The following is a 16,572-nucleotide window of genomic DNA, read 5'->3' as shown; positions in this document are numbered from 1 at the left end:
TCCCCTCTAAACTTGAGGGGAAAATAATTAAAATAGGTCGCTTAAATCGTGAGTATAAGTTTTAGCAACTTGCTCACCACTTCCTTTTAATTGACCAATAATTGAAACCAGTTTTTTCGCATAACCTGGATCGGTGGCATAACCCGCTTCTTGAATACGGTAAGCCGCTTGTTCAGGGGTTTGAGCTTGAGGTACTTTGGCGTAACGAGGGCTTTCAGTGATAAGTCTGAGGTAATCTTGAATAGCTTCAACATAGGAGCCGTAAACACGGAAATTATCACGCATTTTAATCGAGTTACCATCAATCACTTCGGTTGTCATGATATTCGTGACAGGCCCTTTCCAGCTACTTCCTGCTTTGATACCAAACAGGTTATAACTTGGTTTACCGTCACCGGTTAGAATTTCACGCTTACCCCAACCTGATTCAAGCGCGGCTTGAGCAACAACTAAAAGATGGTGTACACCAGTACCTTCTGTGGCTTGTTTCGCAGGCCCTAACAGTTTTGATGCAAAAGAAGCACTGCTCTCAGATAAGCCTTTAAGCTTACCAATCGTGCTTTCAACTGCATTTTGATACGGCTGCATAGCACGATAAATTTGCCCCAAGGCTTGTGTTGGCATGGATTGAAAAATATCACTGCCATCTAATGGCATCGGTGTTTTACCCGCCATTTCGCTAGGGTCCATCGTGACTTTGGCAGAAAGTTGTTTTTCTATCATGTCAGCAAAGCCCAAGCCTTTTTGTGATAAATCTTGAGCGATTTGTTGATCATAAAGAGAGGTGTACATCTTGGTACTTTCTGAGTTGAACATGCTTTCTTGAGGAATAGCATCACGCATGCTTTTTAACATCATTTGAACGAAAACGCCTTCAAGTTGCTGCGCCACTTGGCGCAGCCCTTGCTGATCAGCATTTTGTCCAACCTGATATTTGAGTTTATTCAATGCATTACTGTCATATGCCGGCGCTGACATCGTCGGCATCGAAGAAAGCAGAGATAAATCTTTCATCAGATAATCTCCAATCTCGCACGTAAGCAACCCGCGCTTTCCATTGCTTGCAAAATTGACATTAAATCTGTTGGTGTTGCACCCAGTGCATTTAATGTGCGGATCACTTCGTTTAAGCTTGCGCTTGCATTCACTTGCTGTAATGAGCCACCTTGTTCACTCATATTTACGCTGGTATTACGCGTTACAACAGTACTACCACCCGCAAACGGAGTATTAGGTTGGCTTACATTCACTTGGCTATCAACCGTAACGGAAAGGTTACCTTGAGCAATCGCACAGCTTCCTAATGTCACATCACGATTCATAACAACAGAACCCGTTCTTGCATTGATGATCACTTTCGCATCTGCAACAACACGTTTAATTTCAAGATTCTGTACTTCAGCCAAGAAACGTACTTGTTCACTTTTACCAATAGGAACACGTAATTGAACTGTACGTGCATCTAAAGGAATAGCGGTACCCACACCTCGTAATTTATTAACAGTGTCAGAGATGTGTTGTGCCAACGTGAAGTTTTCTTCATTTAGTTGTAGGTTTAGCAGACCTGTTTGACCAAATTGCGAAGGCAGTTCACGTTCAATAATAGCACCATTACTAATGCGTCCACCCGCTAACTGGTTGACTTTAACACTATTACCACCCGCAGATGCACCTGCTCCCCCGACAATAATATTGCCTTGTGCTAAAGCATAAACCTGATTATCAACACCTTTTAATGGTGTCATCAGCAACGTACCACCACGTAAGCTTTTTGCATTACCTAAGGATGAAACAACGATATCGATTGATTGCCCTGTACGACCAAAAGGCGGTAATTTGGCAGTTACCATTACCGCAGCAACGTTTTTCAATTGCATATTGGTACCGGGTGGTACTGTGATCCCCAATTGTGAGAGCATGTTATTCAGACTTTGCGTGGTAAACGGGGTTTGCATTGTTTGGTCACCCGTTCCATCTAATCCCACGACCAAACCATAACCAATCAGCGCATTTTCTCTTACCCCTTCAACAGAGGTGAGATCTCTGATCCGTTCGGCATGAGCGGAAAAACCGACACATGTCATCACGATAAAGAAAAGGCTCATCGCTATTTTTTTCATCTGGACCCTACTCATTAAAAAGGTGATACATTTAAGAAGAAGCGTTGTAGCCATCCCATAGACTGTGCTTCATTGATATAACCGTCTCCGATATATTCAATACGAGCATCAGCAACTTGGGTTGAATTTACGGTATTAGTACCACTGATGGTTCTTGGGTTCACAACACCTGAAAAACGGATAAATTCAGTACCTTGATTGATAGCAATTTGCTTTTCACCAATAACGTGCAGGTTTCCATTGGCAAGAAGCTGATCGACGGTAACAGTAATGGTGCCTTTAAAGGTATTGTTCGCATTTGCGCCACCTTTACCGCCAAAGTCACTATTTCCTTCCATACTCATATCGGTACGTTTATTACCAAACACCCCTTCCAAGAATCCCGGTGTTATCGCAGCAAGGAATCCTGCTTTACCATTACGGCTGGCATTTGCAGATGAGTTTTTGCTTGCACTGACATTCTCTTGCAATGTAATAGTCAGCGTATCGCCTATATTTCGAGGACGTCTATCTTCAAATAAAGGTTGATAGCCAAAATAAACAGGCTGAGTTGCCTGAAAAATAGAGCCATTGGGTGCCGGTGCAGTCGGTGCCGTTGGAACCGCCGTTGTGTTACCTTCTACTAACGGTTTTTTGGGTATATATGCGCATCCCGACAGTGTCAGTACCAACAGGGCGGTACCTAAACGTTGATGACGACGCCATCTGACACTAAGCTTTCTTGCCCCAGAATTGTCAGTAATGACCTTTGTATCCATCTTCGATACTCTTTTAGTAATACGCCTGACAGGAAACCCTGTCAGGCTAATGAACAAACGAAATTAGAGTTGCGTTAGTTTCTGTAACATCTGATCAGATGTTGAAATCGCTTTACTGTTAATTTCATAAGCACGTTGAGTCTGGATCATATTGACCAGCTCTTCAGCTACGTTAACGTTAGAGGTTTCAACATATCCCTGATACAACAAGCCTGCGCCGTTGATACCTGGGGCATTTTCAGTTGGTGCGCCAGAACTTGCGGTTTCTAAGTACAAGTTTTCACCAACACTTTCTAATCCGCTGTCATTAATAAAGGTTGTTAGTGTCAATTGACCCACTTGTTGAGGAGCAGGATCACCTTCAATCTCAACACTGACAGTACCATCACGACCAATCATGACCTTTTTCGCAGTTTCAGGCAGAATAATTGCCGGCACAACTTGGAAACCACTGGTTGTCACTAATTGTCCATTTTGGTCCATTTGGAATGCACCGTCACGGGTATAAGCGTCTGTACCATCGGGTAACTGAACATGGAAGAAACCCTGTCCTTTAATCGCCACATCACGTGTTCCGTTTGTTGGCGCTAAGTTACCTTGGCTGTGTAAACGCTCAGTCGCAACAGGACGAACACCTGTACCAATTTGTAAACCTGACGGCGCATTCGTCTGTTCTGATGTCATTGCACCCGGTTGACGAATTGTTTGATACAGTAAATCTTCGAAAACTGCACGTTGGCGTTTAAAACCATTGGTGCTGACGTTTGCGAGGTTGTTGGAAATCACATCCATGTTTGTCTGTTGTGCATCCAACCCAGTTTTAGCAATCCATAAAGAACGGATCATGGTTTTCCCCTTACACTATTTAACTCAGTGATAGCAATTGGTTAGCTCGTTGCGCATTATCATCAGCGCTATGAATAACCTTCATTTGCATTTCGAAACGTCTTGCGTTTGCTATCATATCGACCATGGCTTCTGCTGGGTTAACATTACTGCCTTCTAACACACCAGCTAACACCTTCACGCTATCATCAGCAGGTAATTGTTCACCCGCTCGCACTGTTCCTTGCTGAGATAAATGGAATAAACCATCATCGCCACGAACTAAATCGTTTTGCTCTGGTTTTACCATTTTCAGACGACCAATTTGACCCAGCATTTTGGGTGGATCAGTCGGTACATGCGCAGTCACAATACCGTTATTGGCAATACTGACATTTGCTTGAGCCGGTACTTCAATTGCACCGTTATCGCCCATTAACAAACGCCCTTGTACCATCAACATGCCGTCAGCGTTACGTTGAATATTCCCGTTTCGGGTATAGGCTTCTGTGCCATCTTCAAGTTGAACCGCTAAATAGCCGTTATCACTTAAAGCAACGTCCATTGACCTGCCGGTATAGTTCATCGTTCCTTGACTCTGATCGCTACCTGGCGTTGATGCTACCGTTAATGTACGAGTCGGTAAGGTATCGCCATTGACAGGTACGGCTCGCATTGCACTAAGCTGCGCTTTGAATCCCGGCGTTGATGCGTTTGCTAAGTTGTTCGCCACGACAGCTTGATTTTCCATCGAATGTCTGGCGCCGCCCATCGCGGTATAAATCACATGATCCATAACAGATTATTTCCGGCGTTATTAGCGCAAGCTAACCAGAGTCTGCAGGATCTGATCCTGAGTCTTGATGGTTTGTGCGTTTGATTGATAGTTACGTTGAGCAACGATCATGTTGACTAACTCTTGGCTCATATCAACGTTAGACGCTTCTAATGCGTTGTTAGTTAATTTGCCGAATACACCAGAGCCTGCAACACCGACAATTGGTGAACCTGAACCGTTAGTTTCAGACCACATGTTGTCGCCTTGAGAGCTTAAACCGCCCGCGTTTGCAAAGTTAGCTAATGCGATTTGACCAACAACTTGGCTTTGTTGGTTTGAATAGGTCGCCATGATTGAGCCATCTTGCTCAATACGGAAGTTGGTGAATTCACCCGCTTGGTAACCGTTTTGCGCTAATTTAGATACGCTTGATTCAGAAACTTTTTGCTGAGTACTGCCGGTGAAATCCAGTTCAATAGTACCTGCCGCAGAGCCATTTAAAGAGGCAATATTCATATCGGTCTTTGTATAACTCTCTAGCACCCCTGCATTGGTATATTTTAAAGTGCCTAAATCTTGATGAGGAGTTGGCGCACCACCTGCTGTTTTAGTTGAGGTATCTTGCCCATAAACTTTCCATTCATTGTCATTAGTTTTTACAAAGAATAAGTTCAGGTTATGTTCATTACCTAAGCTATCGTAAGTGGTAACGTTAGTACTGAAGTTATAAGTATCACCATCTTTAGAATCAAATGGCGCTTTAGCGGGTTTCTCTTCACCTGAATTCAGGTTAACCGCCATATTGATTTTGTCTGTTGCACTGGCGTTCATCATATCGGTAGGAATAACGATAGGTGTTGGTGTTGCCCCTTTTTGAACAACATTTTTACCATCAACAACTTGTACTGGATAACCTGTTACACGCATACCTTGCATATTGGTCAGGAAACCATCTTTATTTTTACCAAATTCACCGTTACGTGAATAGAAAACCCCACCGTTTTGATCTTCAATACGGAAAAAACCACCGCCAGAAATCGCTACGTCTGTTGGGCGGTTAGTGGTAGTGATACTACCGTCTTTAAAGTTTTGACTAATACCTGCAACTTTAACACCCAGACCTGCACCTGAACCGGCAAAAACGTCAGCAAAAGAAACGTTTGCACCTTTAAAACCGTAGGTTGCGGAGTTAGAAATATTGTTACCGATAGTATCTAAGTTAGCGGCTGCTGCGTTTAAACCACTTACTGCTTGTGAAAAGGACATGCGCCCTCCAAGTTGAATATGTGTTAGTTAAAGAACCTGACGAATTTCATCCAATGAAACGGTATTACCTAAGCCAACATCAAGGCGGGCACCACCATCCACCATGGACACACTATTCACCAGCGCATAATTCAGTGTCTTAACAGGGACCTGAGCATCATTAAGCGTGGCGTTAACGGTAAATTTATAACTTCCCGGTGGAACAGGATTGTCATCTTCATCAGTACAATCCCAAGAGAAGTTATAAACATCCGGTAGCATCTTTTTGTCCATATTGATTGTACGAACGGTCACACCACTCGCATTGGTGATGTTTATCGTAAGAGAATCGGTTGGACTGAGTAATTCAAAACCAAAAGGTGTTGAAAAAAGGTGTTCGCTGTCAGGCGTATTTGGGTCCGTATCATCTGCTTTATACGATCCCATTTGCTGACGTGTTTTTTCATTTTGAGTGTCAGGTGTTGGAATTGTGTCATCCCCATCACCGGGTTTTTCAGTCTCACCTTTACCGTCGGTTGGCTGAAAGACAACAATTTTATTCCCAGAGACCATAACACCTCGTCCCACCAGTGAAGAGGCTTTTAACGCCTGACTTTGGTCAATCTGCCCAACAATGTTATTCACTGTTTTATTCAGTGTTTCAATGCCTTCAACAGTTGAAATCTGAGCTAACTGGGAAGTTAACTCATTATTTTGCATTGGGTTTGTTGGGTCTTGATTTTTCATCTGGGTGATGAGAAGTGTCAGGAAATTCCCTTTAATATCATCACTACCACTTTTTTTCGTATGGTATGAAGAAGGAGCATCCCCGATAATGGTATTATCATAAGGTTCATTCATTGAGGAGGAAATACCCACAATTTATTCTCCCTATTGACCTATCATCAGTGTTTTTTGCATCAGCGATTTTGCCGTGTTCATCACTTCGACGTTAGCTTGGTAGCTTCTTGATGCAGAGATGGTGTTAATCATTTCACCCACAACATCAACATTCGGCATACGTACATACCCTTTTTCATCGGCAAAGGGATGTCCCGGCTGATATTCCATACGAAATGGCGCAGGATCATCCACCACTTCAGTGACACGAACACCACCAACTTCTTGACCAGCAGGTGCGTTTACCTGAAAAACAACCTGTTTTGCACGATAAGGGTCGCCATCTGGACCCGCAACACTGTCAGCGTTTGCCATATTGCTGGCACTCACGTTTAAACGCTGTGATTGCGCTGAAAGTGCTGAACTTGAAATATCGAAAATACTAAATAAAGACATGCTCTTTACCCTACTGTTGCAATACAGCCATCATGCTTTTAACTTGCGAGTTAATAAATGTCACATCAGCCTGATACTTAAGGCTATTGTCAGCAAAATTACTACGTTCCATGTCCATATCCACGGTATTACCATCCATCGCAGTTTGATGAGGCACGCGATAAAGTAAGTCCGCTTCTAAGCGATAACCGGGTTTGATTGGGATATGGCGTTCAGATGTCATAGCCAATTGCATGCCATGAGTACCTGTTCGTCCATTTTCAATGGTTTTCTTCAATTCAGAAGCAAAATCAATATCACGAGCCTGAAAGCCTGGGGTATCTGCGTTAGCGATATTCGCAGCGAGAATTTCTTGGCGTTTATTGCGTATTGAAAGCGCTTCTTGTTGAAAATGAAACGTATTTTCTAATTTATCGAGCATCTTCTATCCTTGGTGGCTAAGCCACTTACCTCAGCTGATAAAACAATTTCAGTTGACAGAATAAACGCTCAAAAAAAAGATGATTGGAGGAATAGGCGTAAATTGGATTGCTATTTATGCGTTTAAGGCGTGCAAAGTCGATGTACACTGTTATTGCTAAATAATGACAAACGCACAATTAGCATCAACTCTGTAAGGTGATACAAATTATGTTAGTTAGAACTCTTATCGGTCTATTTTCTTTTTTCTTTATGATGAATGTGAGTGTCGCAAAATCACTCCCTGAAGAACTACAAGATTTCTTTGTCGCACTTCATCAACAAAGCGATAAAGTGACTGTGACAGTTTTAACACCAGAAGATAAATGGCCTGTCTGCCAAACACAAGAGATCCAACGTCATGCTGGCTCTCGTAATTGGGGACGTCTTTCAATCCCAATTCAATGTGATAAACAACGTCGGTTTATTCAAATTGATGTTAGCGTTAATGGTGAATATTTAATCGCGAAAAAAGACATTAATCGTGATGACATTATTGAAACTTCTGCCGTTAGCATGGCAACGGGTGAATTAGAAAAATTACCTTATGATGTATTACGTGATCCGGCATTAATTAAAAATGCGATCGCAATGCGACAAATATCCGCAGGAAAACCTTTAACTTCCACAATGGTTCGTCGCCCTTGGGCTATTTTGGCGGGACAAACAGTCACTGTATTTGCACAGGGCCCTCACTTTCAGATCCGTTATGAAGGTAAAGCCGTAAACAATGCTGTCGCCAATGAAACGATTCGAGTCAGAGTTAAATCAGGCCAAATCGTCACTGGCGAAGCACTTGAAGACGGCTCTGTACGCATCCCGCTTTAATAGTTCAAAAAGCTGATAAGCAGAATAAGCCTATATTGAATTGCTTGTTACCCGTTTCAGTTATGGCAAGCCAAGGTAAACTCTCTTGTATTACGTTTATCGATGTCGCATTTTGAATAAGACTTTAGATTTATTTGCATACTTTTTACTCTAAGTCTAAGCCTTTTTACTCTAAATAATTCAAGTTGTAGCTAGGCGACAAATGAACGAATCGCTAGGAGCATACATAAGTATGTGACTAGTGTGAGTGAATGCAGTCAACAACGCTACGGCTTGAAGTATGACGAGTAATACTAAGATTAAAGTTTTTGATTCAACAGCCGATATAAAGAAACAAGATGATAGGCGAAAACACATAGGTTGTTTTACAATGGCTTCATCTGACTATTAATTGATGCCTAACAAAGGATTTTCCTATGAGTATTGAACGCGCGAATCCACTGCTTCCGATTAACGCAATTGCACAACGTAACCCGGGTGAAATCACTCAAGGCTCACGTAAATCGGGAACAACTGAACAAAAAACTGCAACAGGCGACACTTCTGTAAAACTAAGTGAAGCGCAGAAAAAACTTGTTCAACCTGGAAATAAAGACATTGACGTTGAGAAAGTTGCTCGCTTAAAAGAAGCAATTGCCAACGGCACATTAACCATGGACAGCGGTAAAATTGCGGACGCTCTTTTCCGTGAAGCTGCTGAAAGCATAACTCAATAATATTTTAATGATTATGATGGAAGAACTCCGCCAGACTTTAGATCTTCAATTATCACAGCTTAATACCATTGCGGGTATTTTACGTGCTGAACAACAGTTATTATGCGCAGGTAATATTGATATCAATGCCCTACACGAAGTAACTGAACAGAAGAATTTTGTCTTGTCGGCTTTAGGTCATACAGACCAACAGCGTCATACGCTAAGCCTACAAGCCGGTGTAGAAAAACCTTATTCAGGGTTGCCGTTCTTATCTGATTTATGGACACAGATAATAGACATCACGGCGGAGTTAAAATATCTGAATCAACATAACGGATTACTACTCGATCAACATATCACTCGTAATAGTGATGCTATCCGTTTTTTGCAGAAGAACCACAGCCCAACCCTTTATGGTTCTGATGGGCAAGCACAGCGTTCAACACTGGCTGGGCGTAAAATTCAGGTTTAGGTTTTCTCGATAATTATCAGAATTCACACGATACGCCATCAATATTGATGGCGTTTTGCTTTGCCGATAAAACACGACTCACTTTAAACCAGCAACAACAGATAACACTCCGCTGTTATCTAACATCTTCTTGTGACACTTCTCTTATCTAAAACCTTAACTCTTGCTTAGATCTTGATTATCACCACATCATGACCGTACTTTTTCATAACGCTAAAATAAATATCACTAAGCTATCTATTTATTGATGCACTGGCTTCTCTCTTTGTTGTGAGTAAAAAGCTAACGCATCTCCTGCTCTCTAACCATCACATCTTTCTATTTTATAAATATAAAAAAGGCCACTTATTACAGTGACCTTTTAGACTTAGATATCCCTTATAGCCAATTAATGAGGTTGTCCACCAATCATCGACGTCATTCTAATGCGACGACCTTCACTGACTTCCATATTCGACAATACGGCTAATTGCGGTAGGCTGCGACGTAAGAAACGTGACAATAATGAACGCAACGCATGATTCACTAGCAATACTGGAGCTCCACCGGACATCTCTTGGTGACGCACGGCATCCGCTGCTTGTTGTTCAATATTCTCAGCTAGTCCCGGCTCTAAACCACCGCCACTTTGCATAGCTTGAACAAGAATGCGCTCTAAACTTGCATCTAAACCAATGACTTGAATTTCATCCTGATCGCCAAACCAGTGTTGTGTGATCGCACGGCGAAGTGCAACACGAACAACAGCTGTTAATTCGGCTGGATCTTTCTGCTCTGGCGCGTGCTCTGCTAAAGCTTCTAATATGGTTCTCATATCACGAATAGGCACTTGCTCAGACAGCAGGTTTTGCAATACTTTGTGCAATACAGTAAGCGAAAGCATATCTGGGATCATATTTTCTGTCATTTTAGGGAGCTCTTTACTCACCCTATCAAACAGCATTTGTGCTTCTTGACGACCAAATAATTCTGATGCGTATTTCGCTAATGCATGGTTAAAGTGCGTTGCAATAACGGTACTTGCAGCCACAACGGTATAACCTTGAACCTGTGCTTGCTCTCTTAAGCTGTCATCAATCCAAACTGCGGGTAAACCAAATGCTGGCTCTTGAGTAATATCGCCATCTAAAGAACCAACTGCATTACCCGGATTGATTGCTAACCAACGACCCGGATGCGCTTCACCGTGACCAATTTCAACCCCTTTCATTAAAATACGATAAGAGGAAGGTCTTAATTCCATATTGTCTCGAATATGAACGACTGGAGGAAGATATCCCGTTTCCTGAGCAAACTTTTTACGAATACCACTAATTCTGCCTAACAACTCACCATTTTGGCGATTATCAACCATTGGAATTAAGCGATACCCTACTTCCATAGCTAATGGATCTTCAAGCTGTACATCTTCCCATGAAGCTTCAACAACACGGTTTTGTTTTTCAACTTCTTCCATCTCTTTTTGTTGCTGTACTTCAGGATTGGCGTTGCGACGTAAGATATACCAACCTAATCCACCTAATGCTGCTGTGAAGAAAAGGAAAACAAAGTTAGGCATTCCTGGTACTAAACCTAACAGACCTAGCACACCAGCAGTTAACAGTAGAACACGAGGATTATCAAACAGTTGGGTAACCATCTGTTGACCAACGTCTTCATCTGTTGCAACACGAGTAACGATAACACCCGCTGCCGTTGAGATAATCAATGCAGGAATTTGAGCAACCAGACCATCACCGATGGTTAAAAGGGTATAAGTCGTTGCTGCATCGTTTAATGCCATTCCGTGTTGAGCAACACCGACGATAAGACCACCCACCACGTTAATCACAAGGATCATTAAGCCAGCAATGGCGTCACCACGAACGAACTTACTCGCACCATCCATTGAGCCGTAAAAGTCGGATTCTAATGAAACTTCTTTACGGCGTTTCTTTGCTTCGTCTTCGTTGATAATACCAGCATTCAGGTCAGCATCGATTGCCATCTGTTTACCCGGCATTCCATCTAACACAAAACGCGCACCTACTTCAGCAATACGTCCCGCACCCTTAGTGATAACCATAAAGTTAATCAAAATAAGGATGATAAAGACCACAATACCGATAGCAAAGTTACCGCCAACAAGGAAATGGCCAAACGCCTCAACAACGCGCCCTGCCGCTTCTGGTCCTGTATGTCCTTCCATTAAGATGATACGTGTTGAAGCAACGTTTAATGATAAACGTAACAACGTAGTAAACAGCAAAATAGTAGGGAAAGCTGCAAAGTCCAAAGTACGTCGAGTGAACATTGCAACCAACAGCACCATGATGGAGAGTGCGATATTGAAGGTAAATAATAAATCCAATAGAAAAGGTGGCAATGGCAATACCATCATTGACAGTATCAACAAGATAAGCACTGGCCCTGCCAGTATCTGCCACTGAGAACTTTTCCAATTTCCCGGCAAGCGGAGTAATGAGGCCAAATTAGCCATGACGATTATCTTCTCCAGCAAAGTCCAGTGCGGGAGGCACTGGCAAGTTCATAGGTTGTTTAGGTTTTAAACCACCTTCGGTTTTCCATCGTTTCAGCTGATAAACCCATGCAAGTACCTCTGCAACCGCAGCATAGAGGGTTGAAGGTATTGCATGGCCTATTTCACTGTGACGATATAACGCCCTAGCAAGCGGTGGCGCTTCTAGAAGCGGAATTCGATTTTCTGCACCAATCTCTTTAATTTTTAACGCAATAGCTCCTGCACCTTTTGCTAAAACTTTAGGTGCAGTCATTTTGTCGTTATATTGCAGTGCAACAGCATAGTGTGTTGGGTTCGTAACAATAACGTCAGCTTTAGGTACATCCGCCATCATTCGACGGCGAGACATTGCGTGTTGTTGCTGACGGATACGCGCTTTAAGTTGCGGATCACCCTCTTGCTGTTTAAATTCATCTTTAATTTCTTGGCGCGTCATACGTAGCTTTTTCAAATGACTACGAATTTGGAAAATAATGTCGAATGCCACCATCGGGATCAGCATAAACACTGTGATATAGACTGCGAAAATCAGCAGTTGCATCGCATTCGCTAGCGCACTTAGTGGTGGAAGCGTGATCAGATGAAGAATATCGTTCCAGTTGTGCCATAAAAAAACGGTTGCAGCGATCCCCACAAAGGTTGATTTCAGTATCGCTTTAAATAACTCAGCTAACGCATTCATTGAAAAAATGCGCTTTAACCCGGAAATAGGGTTCCATTTTTTCGGATCAAACTTAATGGATTTACTACTAAAGTTAATTCCGCCTAATAAGGCAGAGCCACCAATTGCCACAAGCACTAAACCCAAAAACACAGGTGATAGCGCAAATACAGCTTGTTTAATCAAACTACCAAATCGAGGGATCAGCAAATTCTCATTACCGATAAGGTGATGATTAAACGTAAACCCTTCTGTTAACATGGCATATAGCCCACGAGTGATAAACCCACCACTCATCCACAGCAAACTCACGCCACCCAAGATCATTAATACGGACGATAGCTCTTTAGAACGAACAATTTGTCCATCCTTTTTGGCTTTTTCCCGTTTATGGGGTGTGGGGTCCTCTGTTTTTTCGAGATCGCTATCTTCAGCCACAGTCTGTCCGATTTAGATATTGAGATTAAAAGCATGAATGAAATGACTCTAAGCATGACAAATTCAGAGGAAATTGATGGGCTGAACAATCGCAAATTTACGGGGCTTTTTGGGCTATGACAGCATGTACTTAAAAAATAACCCAATGATAAAAATGGAGATATAGGCAATATTGACGCTGATTATAAGGAGATCAGCAAAATTAACGGCAAAATTGAGTAATTTTACTTTTGATGTTTATTTCGACAAATTCAAAAGCCGCTTAAAAAAAGCGGCTTACATTTTCTTCAATAGCGTGTGCTATTAAAGCATTGTTACGTGATTTTTTATCCATAAAATACACCATCCTAAAAGAGCAGAGCATAGAGCGAATGCGTCCTGCATATCTCAACGTCCTTATCGCCCTAAAACTCATTAGAAGGTTAGAAACCTAAACTTTCCAGTAAATCATCAACTTGATCTTGATTTTTGATCACGCCAGCGTTGTTTTTATTAACCTGTGGACCATTTAATAAAGAGTCGGTCTCTTTCTTCACATTAGACTTTTCAAGTTGCTCTGGTGGCAGGTTTTCCATTAATACCATCACGAGTTGTTTTTCAATTTCTTGAACAACACTCATCATGCGTTTAATTACCTGACCGGTCAGATCTTGGAAATCCTGTGCCATCATAATTTCCAATAACTGACTGTTAGTAAAAGCCGTACTCTCAGGGATATCCCGCAAATAATTGCGGGTATCGGTTACAAGAGAGCGTACATCTTTCAGCTCTTCTGGCTGTTCAAACCATTGGTCCCAACGCTCAGTAAGCTTAGTCGCATCGGCACTTAACGCATCCTGTTTAGGCTGCGCAGCTTCGACACAGTTCAATGTACGCTCAGCTGCCTGAGCGGTCATTTGAGCAACATAGTCCAGTCGTTCCCTAGCGTCAGGGATGGCTTCTGCTGCTTCGGCTATTGCTTTATCCAATCCTAATTCTCGCAAACTGTCGCGTAACATCCGCGTCAATTGTCCGATCCGGCTGATAATATCAGATGTCATTTCAATATTATCTTTCGGCATAATTGGATTCCCACTCATTGCGACTCCTTAGATGCCCAGTTTTTCAAAAATTTTATTTAGTTTTTCTTCAAGAATTGCTGCTGTAAAAGGTTTAACAACATATCCACTTGCACCGGCTTGCGCTGCTGCAATGATATTTTCTTTTTTAGCTTCAGCGGTAACCATAAGTACTGGTGTTGCTGCAAGTCCCGCGTCACTACGAATATTTTTAAGAAGCTCTAGACCATCCATGTTTGGCATGTTCCAGTCTGTGATCACAAAATCAATTGCCGAATTGCGTAATTTAGCTAACGCGTCAGCACCATCTTCTGCTTCTTCTACATTCGTAAATCCTAATTCCTTTAGCAAATTACGAACTATGCGGCGCATTGTTGAAAAATCATCAACCACTAAAAATTTCAGATCCTTACTTGCCATTGAAAACTCCTTCAAAATATATCGGCAAATTACTGTGTTGCTTTTTAAACTGAACTTAATCAGATACGCAATGATTGTGTGCTGCTGATTTTCATCAGCACCGCTTTACTCATTGCGCTTATGCTTTTCACTTCGTCTACTGCGCCTAATTCAACCGCAGCGCGTGGCATACCAAAGACGACACAACTCGCTTCGTCTTGTGCAAAGGTATAACTACCAGCACGACGCATTTCTAATAAACCCGCAGCACCGTCACTTCCCATTCCGGTTAAAATCACACCGATAGCATTACGTCCCGCATATTTTGCGACAGACCTAAATAACACATCGACAGAAGGACGATGACGATTTACTGCTGGCTCTTTATTAATGTGGATCTGGTAGTTAGCACCATTGCGACGAAGCTCCATGTGATAATCACCTGGCGCAATATAAGCATGCCCAGGTAATACACGTTCGCCGTCTTCTGCTTCTTTTACACTAATTTGGCATAAACGATTTAATCGTTCTGCAAATGAGTGTGTAAACCCTGCGGGCATATGTTGCGTAATTAATATCGCAGGGCTGGTAACGGGTAATGGTTCTAGAAAATTACGAATAGCCTCTGTGCCACCAGTTGATGCACCTACAGCAATCAACTTTTCACTCGAAATCATCGGTGTAAATGACAATGATTTAGAAGGCGCTGCTTGTACTTCTCGTCGATTAATCCGTGCCAGTGCCGCAGCACGAATTTTCTCAGCAATCAGTTCACTATAAGCCATCATACCTTCACGCAAACCAAGCTGTGGTTTAGTCACAAAATCAACCGCACCCAGTTCTAACGCTTTTAACGTCACTTCTGAGCCTTTAGCTGTTAATGATGAGACCATAACGACAGGCATTGGTCTTAATCGCATCAGTTTTTCCAAGAAATCAATACCATCCATACGTGGCATTTCAACGTCTAACGTTAATACCTGTGGGTTGTACTTTTTTATTAAGTCACGAGCCACTATAGGATCTGGTGCACAATCAACAACTTCCATATCGCTATGACTGTTGATGATTTCTCGCATGATTTGACGCATTAACGCCGAATCATCAACACAGAGTACCGTTATTTTATTCATAACCTCTCCTTGCTGGTGTCAGCCCGTAAACGGTATGCCCATGCAAGTAGAAATCCTTGCTAAGCTGGCTTACATTCTCAGAATGTCCAACAAACAGCATTCCGTCTGGCTTAAGTAATGAGGTAAAGCGGTTAAGTAAGGTTTGTTGTGTCGCTTTGTCAAAATAAATCATGACATTACGACAAAAAATCGCATCAAAACTGCCTTCTAAATCCCATTGCTTGTCGAGTAAATTCAAATACTGAAAAGAGACCATCTCGCTGATTTGTTGTCTAATTTTCACGTATCCTTCAAAATCGCCGACACCTTTGAGAAAATATTTTTTCAAATATTCATCATTTAAAGTTTTAAGCTCTTCCTGTCGGTAAACACCTTTTCGTGCTTTATCCAACACATTAGTATCGATATCGCTGGCAATAATTTTGGTTTTATAAGGGTTATTCCCAAAAACATCGCGTAAAGTCATCGCAATTGAATAAGGTTCTTCTCCAGTAGATGCGGCTGCACACCATACTCGGTAGACGCCTCCTGCTCTTTTTCTGGCATGTTTAGCCAGAATAGGAAAATGATGCGCTTCCCTGAAAAATGCGGTGAGATTGGTTGTTAATGCATTTACAAACTCTTGCCATTCAGGGTTGCGTATATCACTTTTAAGAAACGCAAGATAGTCACCAAAGTTATTCATCCGTAATTCACGTAACCTCCTAGTGAGACGGTTATAAACCATCTCCCTTTTGTTGTTAGTCAGCACAATACCTGCCTTTTGATAAATCAATTGGCATATAGATTGGAACTGATCATCGGACAACATGAACCGTTGGGTAAAAATATCCAACGGTTGAGCAGCGATATCTGATAAGACTTCAGTAACATTACGTTTCAT

The 16,572-nt window shown here is 42.1% G+C and carries 18 protein-coding genes; 3 read left to right on the top strand and 15 right to left on the bottom strand.

Features of this window, described 5'->3' with window-relative positions:
• Positions 1-27: 27 nt before the first annotated feature.
• From flgJ to flgB, 9 genes are all read right to left on the bottom strand, one after another.
• Positions 28-1,014 carry a flagellar assembly peptidoglycan hydrolase FlgJ gene (flgJ, locus tag AB4J89_RS01545; protein WP_088495222.1) on the bottom strand — a complete coding sequence of 329 codons (987 nt, stop codon included), beginning with the start codon at positions 1,012-1,014 and terminating at the stop codon, positions 28-30.
• A complete protein-coding gene (locus AB4J89_RS01540; protein ID WP_088495221.1) occupies positions 1,014-2,120 on the bottom strand; it encodes a flagellar basal body P-ring protein FlgI in 1,107 nt (368 codons plus the stop codon). The genes flgJ and AB4J89_RS01540 overlap by 1 nt, the downstream gene beginning before the upstream one ends.
• A 14-nt stretch (positions 2,121-2,134) precedes the next feature.
• Positions 2,135-2,878: a flagellar basal body L-ring protein FlgH gene (locus tag AB4J89_RS01535; protein WP_088495220.1), complete on the bottom strand. Its 744-nt coding sequence runs from the start codon at positions 2,876-2,878 to the stop codon at positions 2,135-2,137.
• Between the two features lie 63 nt (positions 2,879-2,941).
• Positions 2,942-3,724, bottom strand: a complete 783-nt coding sequence (gene flgG / locus AB4J89_RS01530) for a flagellar basal-body rod protein FlgG (protein WP_088495219.1) — start codon at positions 3,722-3,724, stop codon at positions 2,942-2,944.
• A gap of 19 nt (positions 3,725-3,743) precedes the next feature.
• Entirely contained in the window at positions 3,744-4,499 is a 756-nt protein-coding gene (locus AB4J89_RS01525) for a flagellar basal body rod protein FlgF (protein WP_088495218.1), read from the bottom strand.
• Between the two features lie 21 nt (positions 4,500-4,520).
• Positions 4,521-5,747 carry a flagellar hook protein FlgE gene (flgE, locus tag AB4J89_RS01520; protein WP_088495217.1) on the bottom strand — a complete coding sequence of 409 codons (1,227 nt, stop codon included), beginning with the start codon at positions 5,745-5,747 and terminating at the stop codon, positions 4,521-4,523.
• Between the two features lie 27 nt (positions 5,748-5,774).
• Positions 5,775-6,605, bottom strand: coding sequence for a flagellar hook assembly protein FlgD (locus AB4J89_RS01515; protein WP_088495216.1), 831 nt, complete (start codon positions 6,603-6,605; stop codon positions 5,775-5,777).
• Between the two features lie 12 nt (positions 6,606-6,617).
• Positions 6,618-7,022 (bottom strand): flagellar basal body rod protein FlgC, encoded by a 405-nt coding sequence (flgC, locus tag AB4J89_RS01510; RefSeq protein WP_069367469.1) that lies wholly within the window; start codon positions 7,020-7,022, stop codon positions 6,618-6,620.
• A 10-nt stretch (positions 7,023-7,032) separates the two neighbouring features.
• Complete coding sequence (gene flgB, locus AB4J89_RS01505; protein WP_075673034.1) at positions 7,033-7,443, bottom strand: flagellar basal body rod protein FlgB; 411 nt, start codon at positions 7,441-7,443, stop codon at positions 7,033-7,035.
• Positions 7,444-7,652: 209 nt separating this feature from the next.
• On the opposite strand from flgB, the gene flgA reads away from it, so the two are divergent.
• The 3 genes from flgA (at position 7,653) to AB4J89_RS01490 (ending at position 9,479) form a co-directional block, all read left to right on the top strand.
• Positions 7,653-8,309 (top strand): flagellar basal body P-ring formation chaperone FlgA, encoded by a 657-nt coding sequence (gene flgA / locus AB4J89_RS01500; protein ID WP_088495215.1) that lies wholly within the window; start codon positions 7,653-7,655, stop codon positions 8,307-8,309.
• A 416-nt stretch (positions 8,310-8,725) separates the two neighbouring features.
• Positions 8,726-9,025, top strand: a complete 300-nt coding sequence (flgM, locus tag AB4J89_RS01495) for a flagellar biosynthesis anti-sigma factor FlgM (protein ID WP_088495214.1) — start codon at positions 8,726-8,728, stop codon at positions 9,023-9,025.
• Positions 9,026-9,038: 13 nt separating this feature from the next.
• A complete protein-coding gene (locus AB4J89_RS01490; protein ID WP_088496016.1) occupies positions 9,039-9,479 on the top strand; it encodes a flagella synthesis protein FlgN in 441 nt (146 codons plus the stop codon).
• Positions 9,480-9,867: 388 nt separating this feature from the next.
• Here AB4J89_RS01490 and flhA read toward each other — a convergent pair whose 3' ends face one another.
• From flhA to cheR, 6 genes are all read right to left on the bottom strand, one after another.
• Positions 9,868-11,958: a flagellar biosynthesis protein FlhA gene (flhA, locus tag AB4J89_RS01485; protein WP_088495213.1), complete on the bottom strand. Its 2,091-nt coding sequence runs from the start codon at positions 11,956-11,958 to the stop codon at positions 9,868-9,870.
• Complete coding sequence (flhB, locus tag AB4J89_RS01480; protein ID WP_088495212.1) at positions 11,951-13,099, bottom strand: flagellar biosynthesis protein FlhB; 1,149 nt, start codon at positions 13,097-13,099, stop codon at positions 11,951-11,953. The genes flhA and flhB overlap by 8 nt, the downstream gene beginning before the upstream one ends.
• A 422-nt stretch (positions 13,100-13,521) precedes the next feature.
• On the bottom strand, positions 13,522-14,178 hold the full coding sequence (gene cheZ / locus AB4J89_RS01475; protein ID WP_023581808.1) for a protein phosphatase CheZ: 657 nt from the start codon (positions 14,176-14,178) through the stop codon (positions 13,522-13,524).
• Between the two features lie 9 nt (positions 14,179-14,187).
• Positions 14,188-14,577 carry a chemotaxis response regulator CheY gene (gene cheY / locus AB4J89_RS01470; protein WP_023581807.1) on the bottom strand — a complete coding sequence of 130 codons (390 nt, stop codon included), beginning with the start codon at positions 14,575-14,577 and terminating at the stop codon, positions 14,188-14,190.
• A 59-nt stretch (positions 14,578-14,636) separates the two neighbouring features.
• Entirely contained in the window at positions 14,637-15,689 is a 1,053-nt protein-coding gene (locus tag AB4J89_RS01465) for a chemotaxis response regulator protein-glutamate methylesterase (protein ID WP_088495211.1), read from the bottom strand.
• Positions 15,682-16,572, bottom strand: coding sequence for a protein-glutamate O-methyltransferase CheR (gene cheR, locus AB4J89_RS01460; RefSeq protein ID WP_088495210.1), 891 nt, complete (start codon positions 16,570-16,572; stop codon positions 15,682-15,684). The genes AB4J89_RS01465 and cheR overlap by 8 nt, the downstream gene beginning before the upstream one ends.

This window comes from Proteus sp. STS61-E (assembly GCF_040932335.1).
In the GTDB taxonomy this organism is placed as follows: Bacteria; Pseudomonadota; Gammaproteobacteria; order Enterobacterales; family Enterobacteriaceae; genus Proteus; species Proteus mirabilis_B.
Note: the sequence above shows the minus strand (reverse complement) of the source record. Positions and strands in the feature narration are given on the sequence as shown.

Excerpts from the sequence above, each read along its gene's own strand:
- flgJ (WP_088495222.1), bottom strand. The coding sequence starts at position 1,014 with ATGAAAGATTTATCTCTGCTTTCTTCGATGCCGACGATGTCAGCGCCG.
- AB4J89_RS01540 (WP_088495221.1), bottom strand. The coding sequence starts at position 2,120 with ATGAAAAAAATAGCGATGAGCCTTTTCTTTATCGTGATGACATGTGTC.
- AB4J89_RS01535 (WP_088495220.1), bottom strand. The coding sequence starts at position 2,878 with ATGGATACAAAGGTCATTACTGACAATTCTGGGGCAAGAAAGCTTAGT.
- flgG (WP_088495219.1), bottom strand. The coding sequence starts at position 3,724 with ATGATCCGTTCTTTATGGATTGCTAAAACTGGGTTGGATGCACAACAG.
- AB4J89_RS01525 (WP_088495218.1), bottom strand. The coding sequence starts at position 4,499 with ATGGATCATGTGATTTATACCGCGATGGGCGGCGCCAGACATTCGATG.
- flgE (WP_088495217.1), bottom strand. The coding sequence starts at position 5,747 with ATGTCCTTTTCACAAGCAGTAAGTGGTTTAAACGCAGCAGCCGCTAAC.
- flgC (WP_069367469.1), bottom strand. The coding sequence starts at position 7,022 with ATGTCTTTATTTAGTATTTTCGATATTTCAAGTTCAGCACTTTCAGCG.
- flgB (WP_075673034.1), bottom strand. The coding sequence starts at position 7,443 with ATGCTCGATAAATTAGAAAATACGTTTCATTTTCAACAAGAAGCGCTT.
- flgA (WP_088495215.1), top strand. The coding sequence starts at position 7,653 with ATGTTAGTTAGAACTCTTATCGGTCTATTTTCTTTTTTCTTTATGATG.
- flgM (WP_088495214.1), top strand. The coding sequence starts at position 8,726 with ATGAGTATTGAACGCGCGAATCCACTGCTTCCGATTAACGCAATTGCA.
- AB4J89_RS01490 (WP_088496016.1), top strand. The coding sequence starts at position 9,039 with ATGATGGAAGAACTCCGCCAGACTTTAGATCTTCAATTATCACAGCTT.
- flhA (WP_088495213.1), bottom strand. The coding sequence starts at position 11,958 with ATGGCTAATTTGGCCTCATTACTCCGCTTGCCGGGAAATTGGAAAAGT.
- cheZ (WP_023581808.1), bottom strand. The coding sequence starts at position 14,178 with ATGAGTGGGAATCCAATTATGCCGAAAGATAATATTGAAATGACATCT.
- cheY (WP_023581807.1), bottom strand. The coding sequence starts at position 14,577 with ATGGCAAGTAAGGATCTGAAATTTTTAGTGGTTGATGATTTTTCAACA.
- AB4J89_RS01465 (WP_088495211.1), bottom strand. The coding sequence starts at position 15,689 with ATGAATAAAATAACGGTACTCTGTGTTGATGATTCGGCGTTAATGCGT.
- cheR (WP_088495210.1), bottom strand. The coding sequence starts at position 16,572 with ATGAAACGTAATGTTACTGAAGTCTTATCAGATATCGCTGCTCAACCG.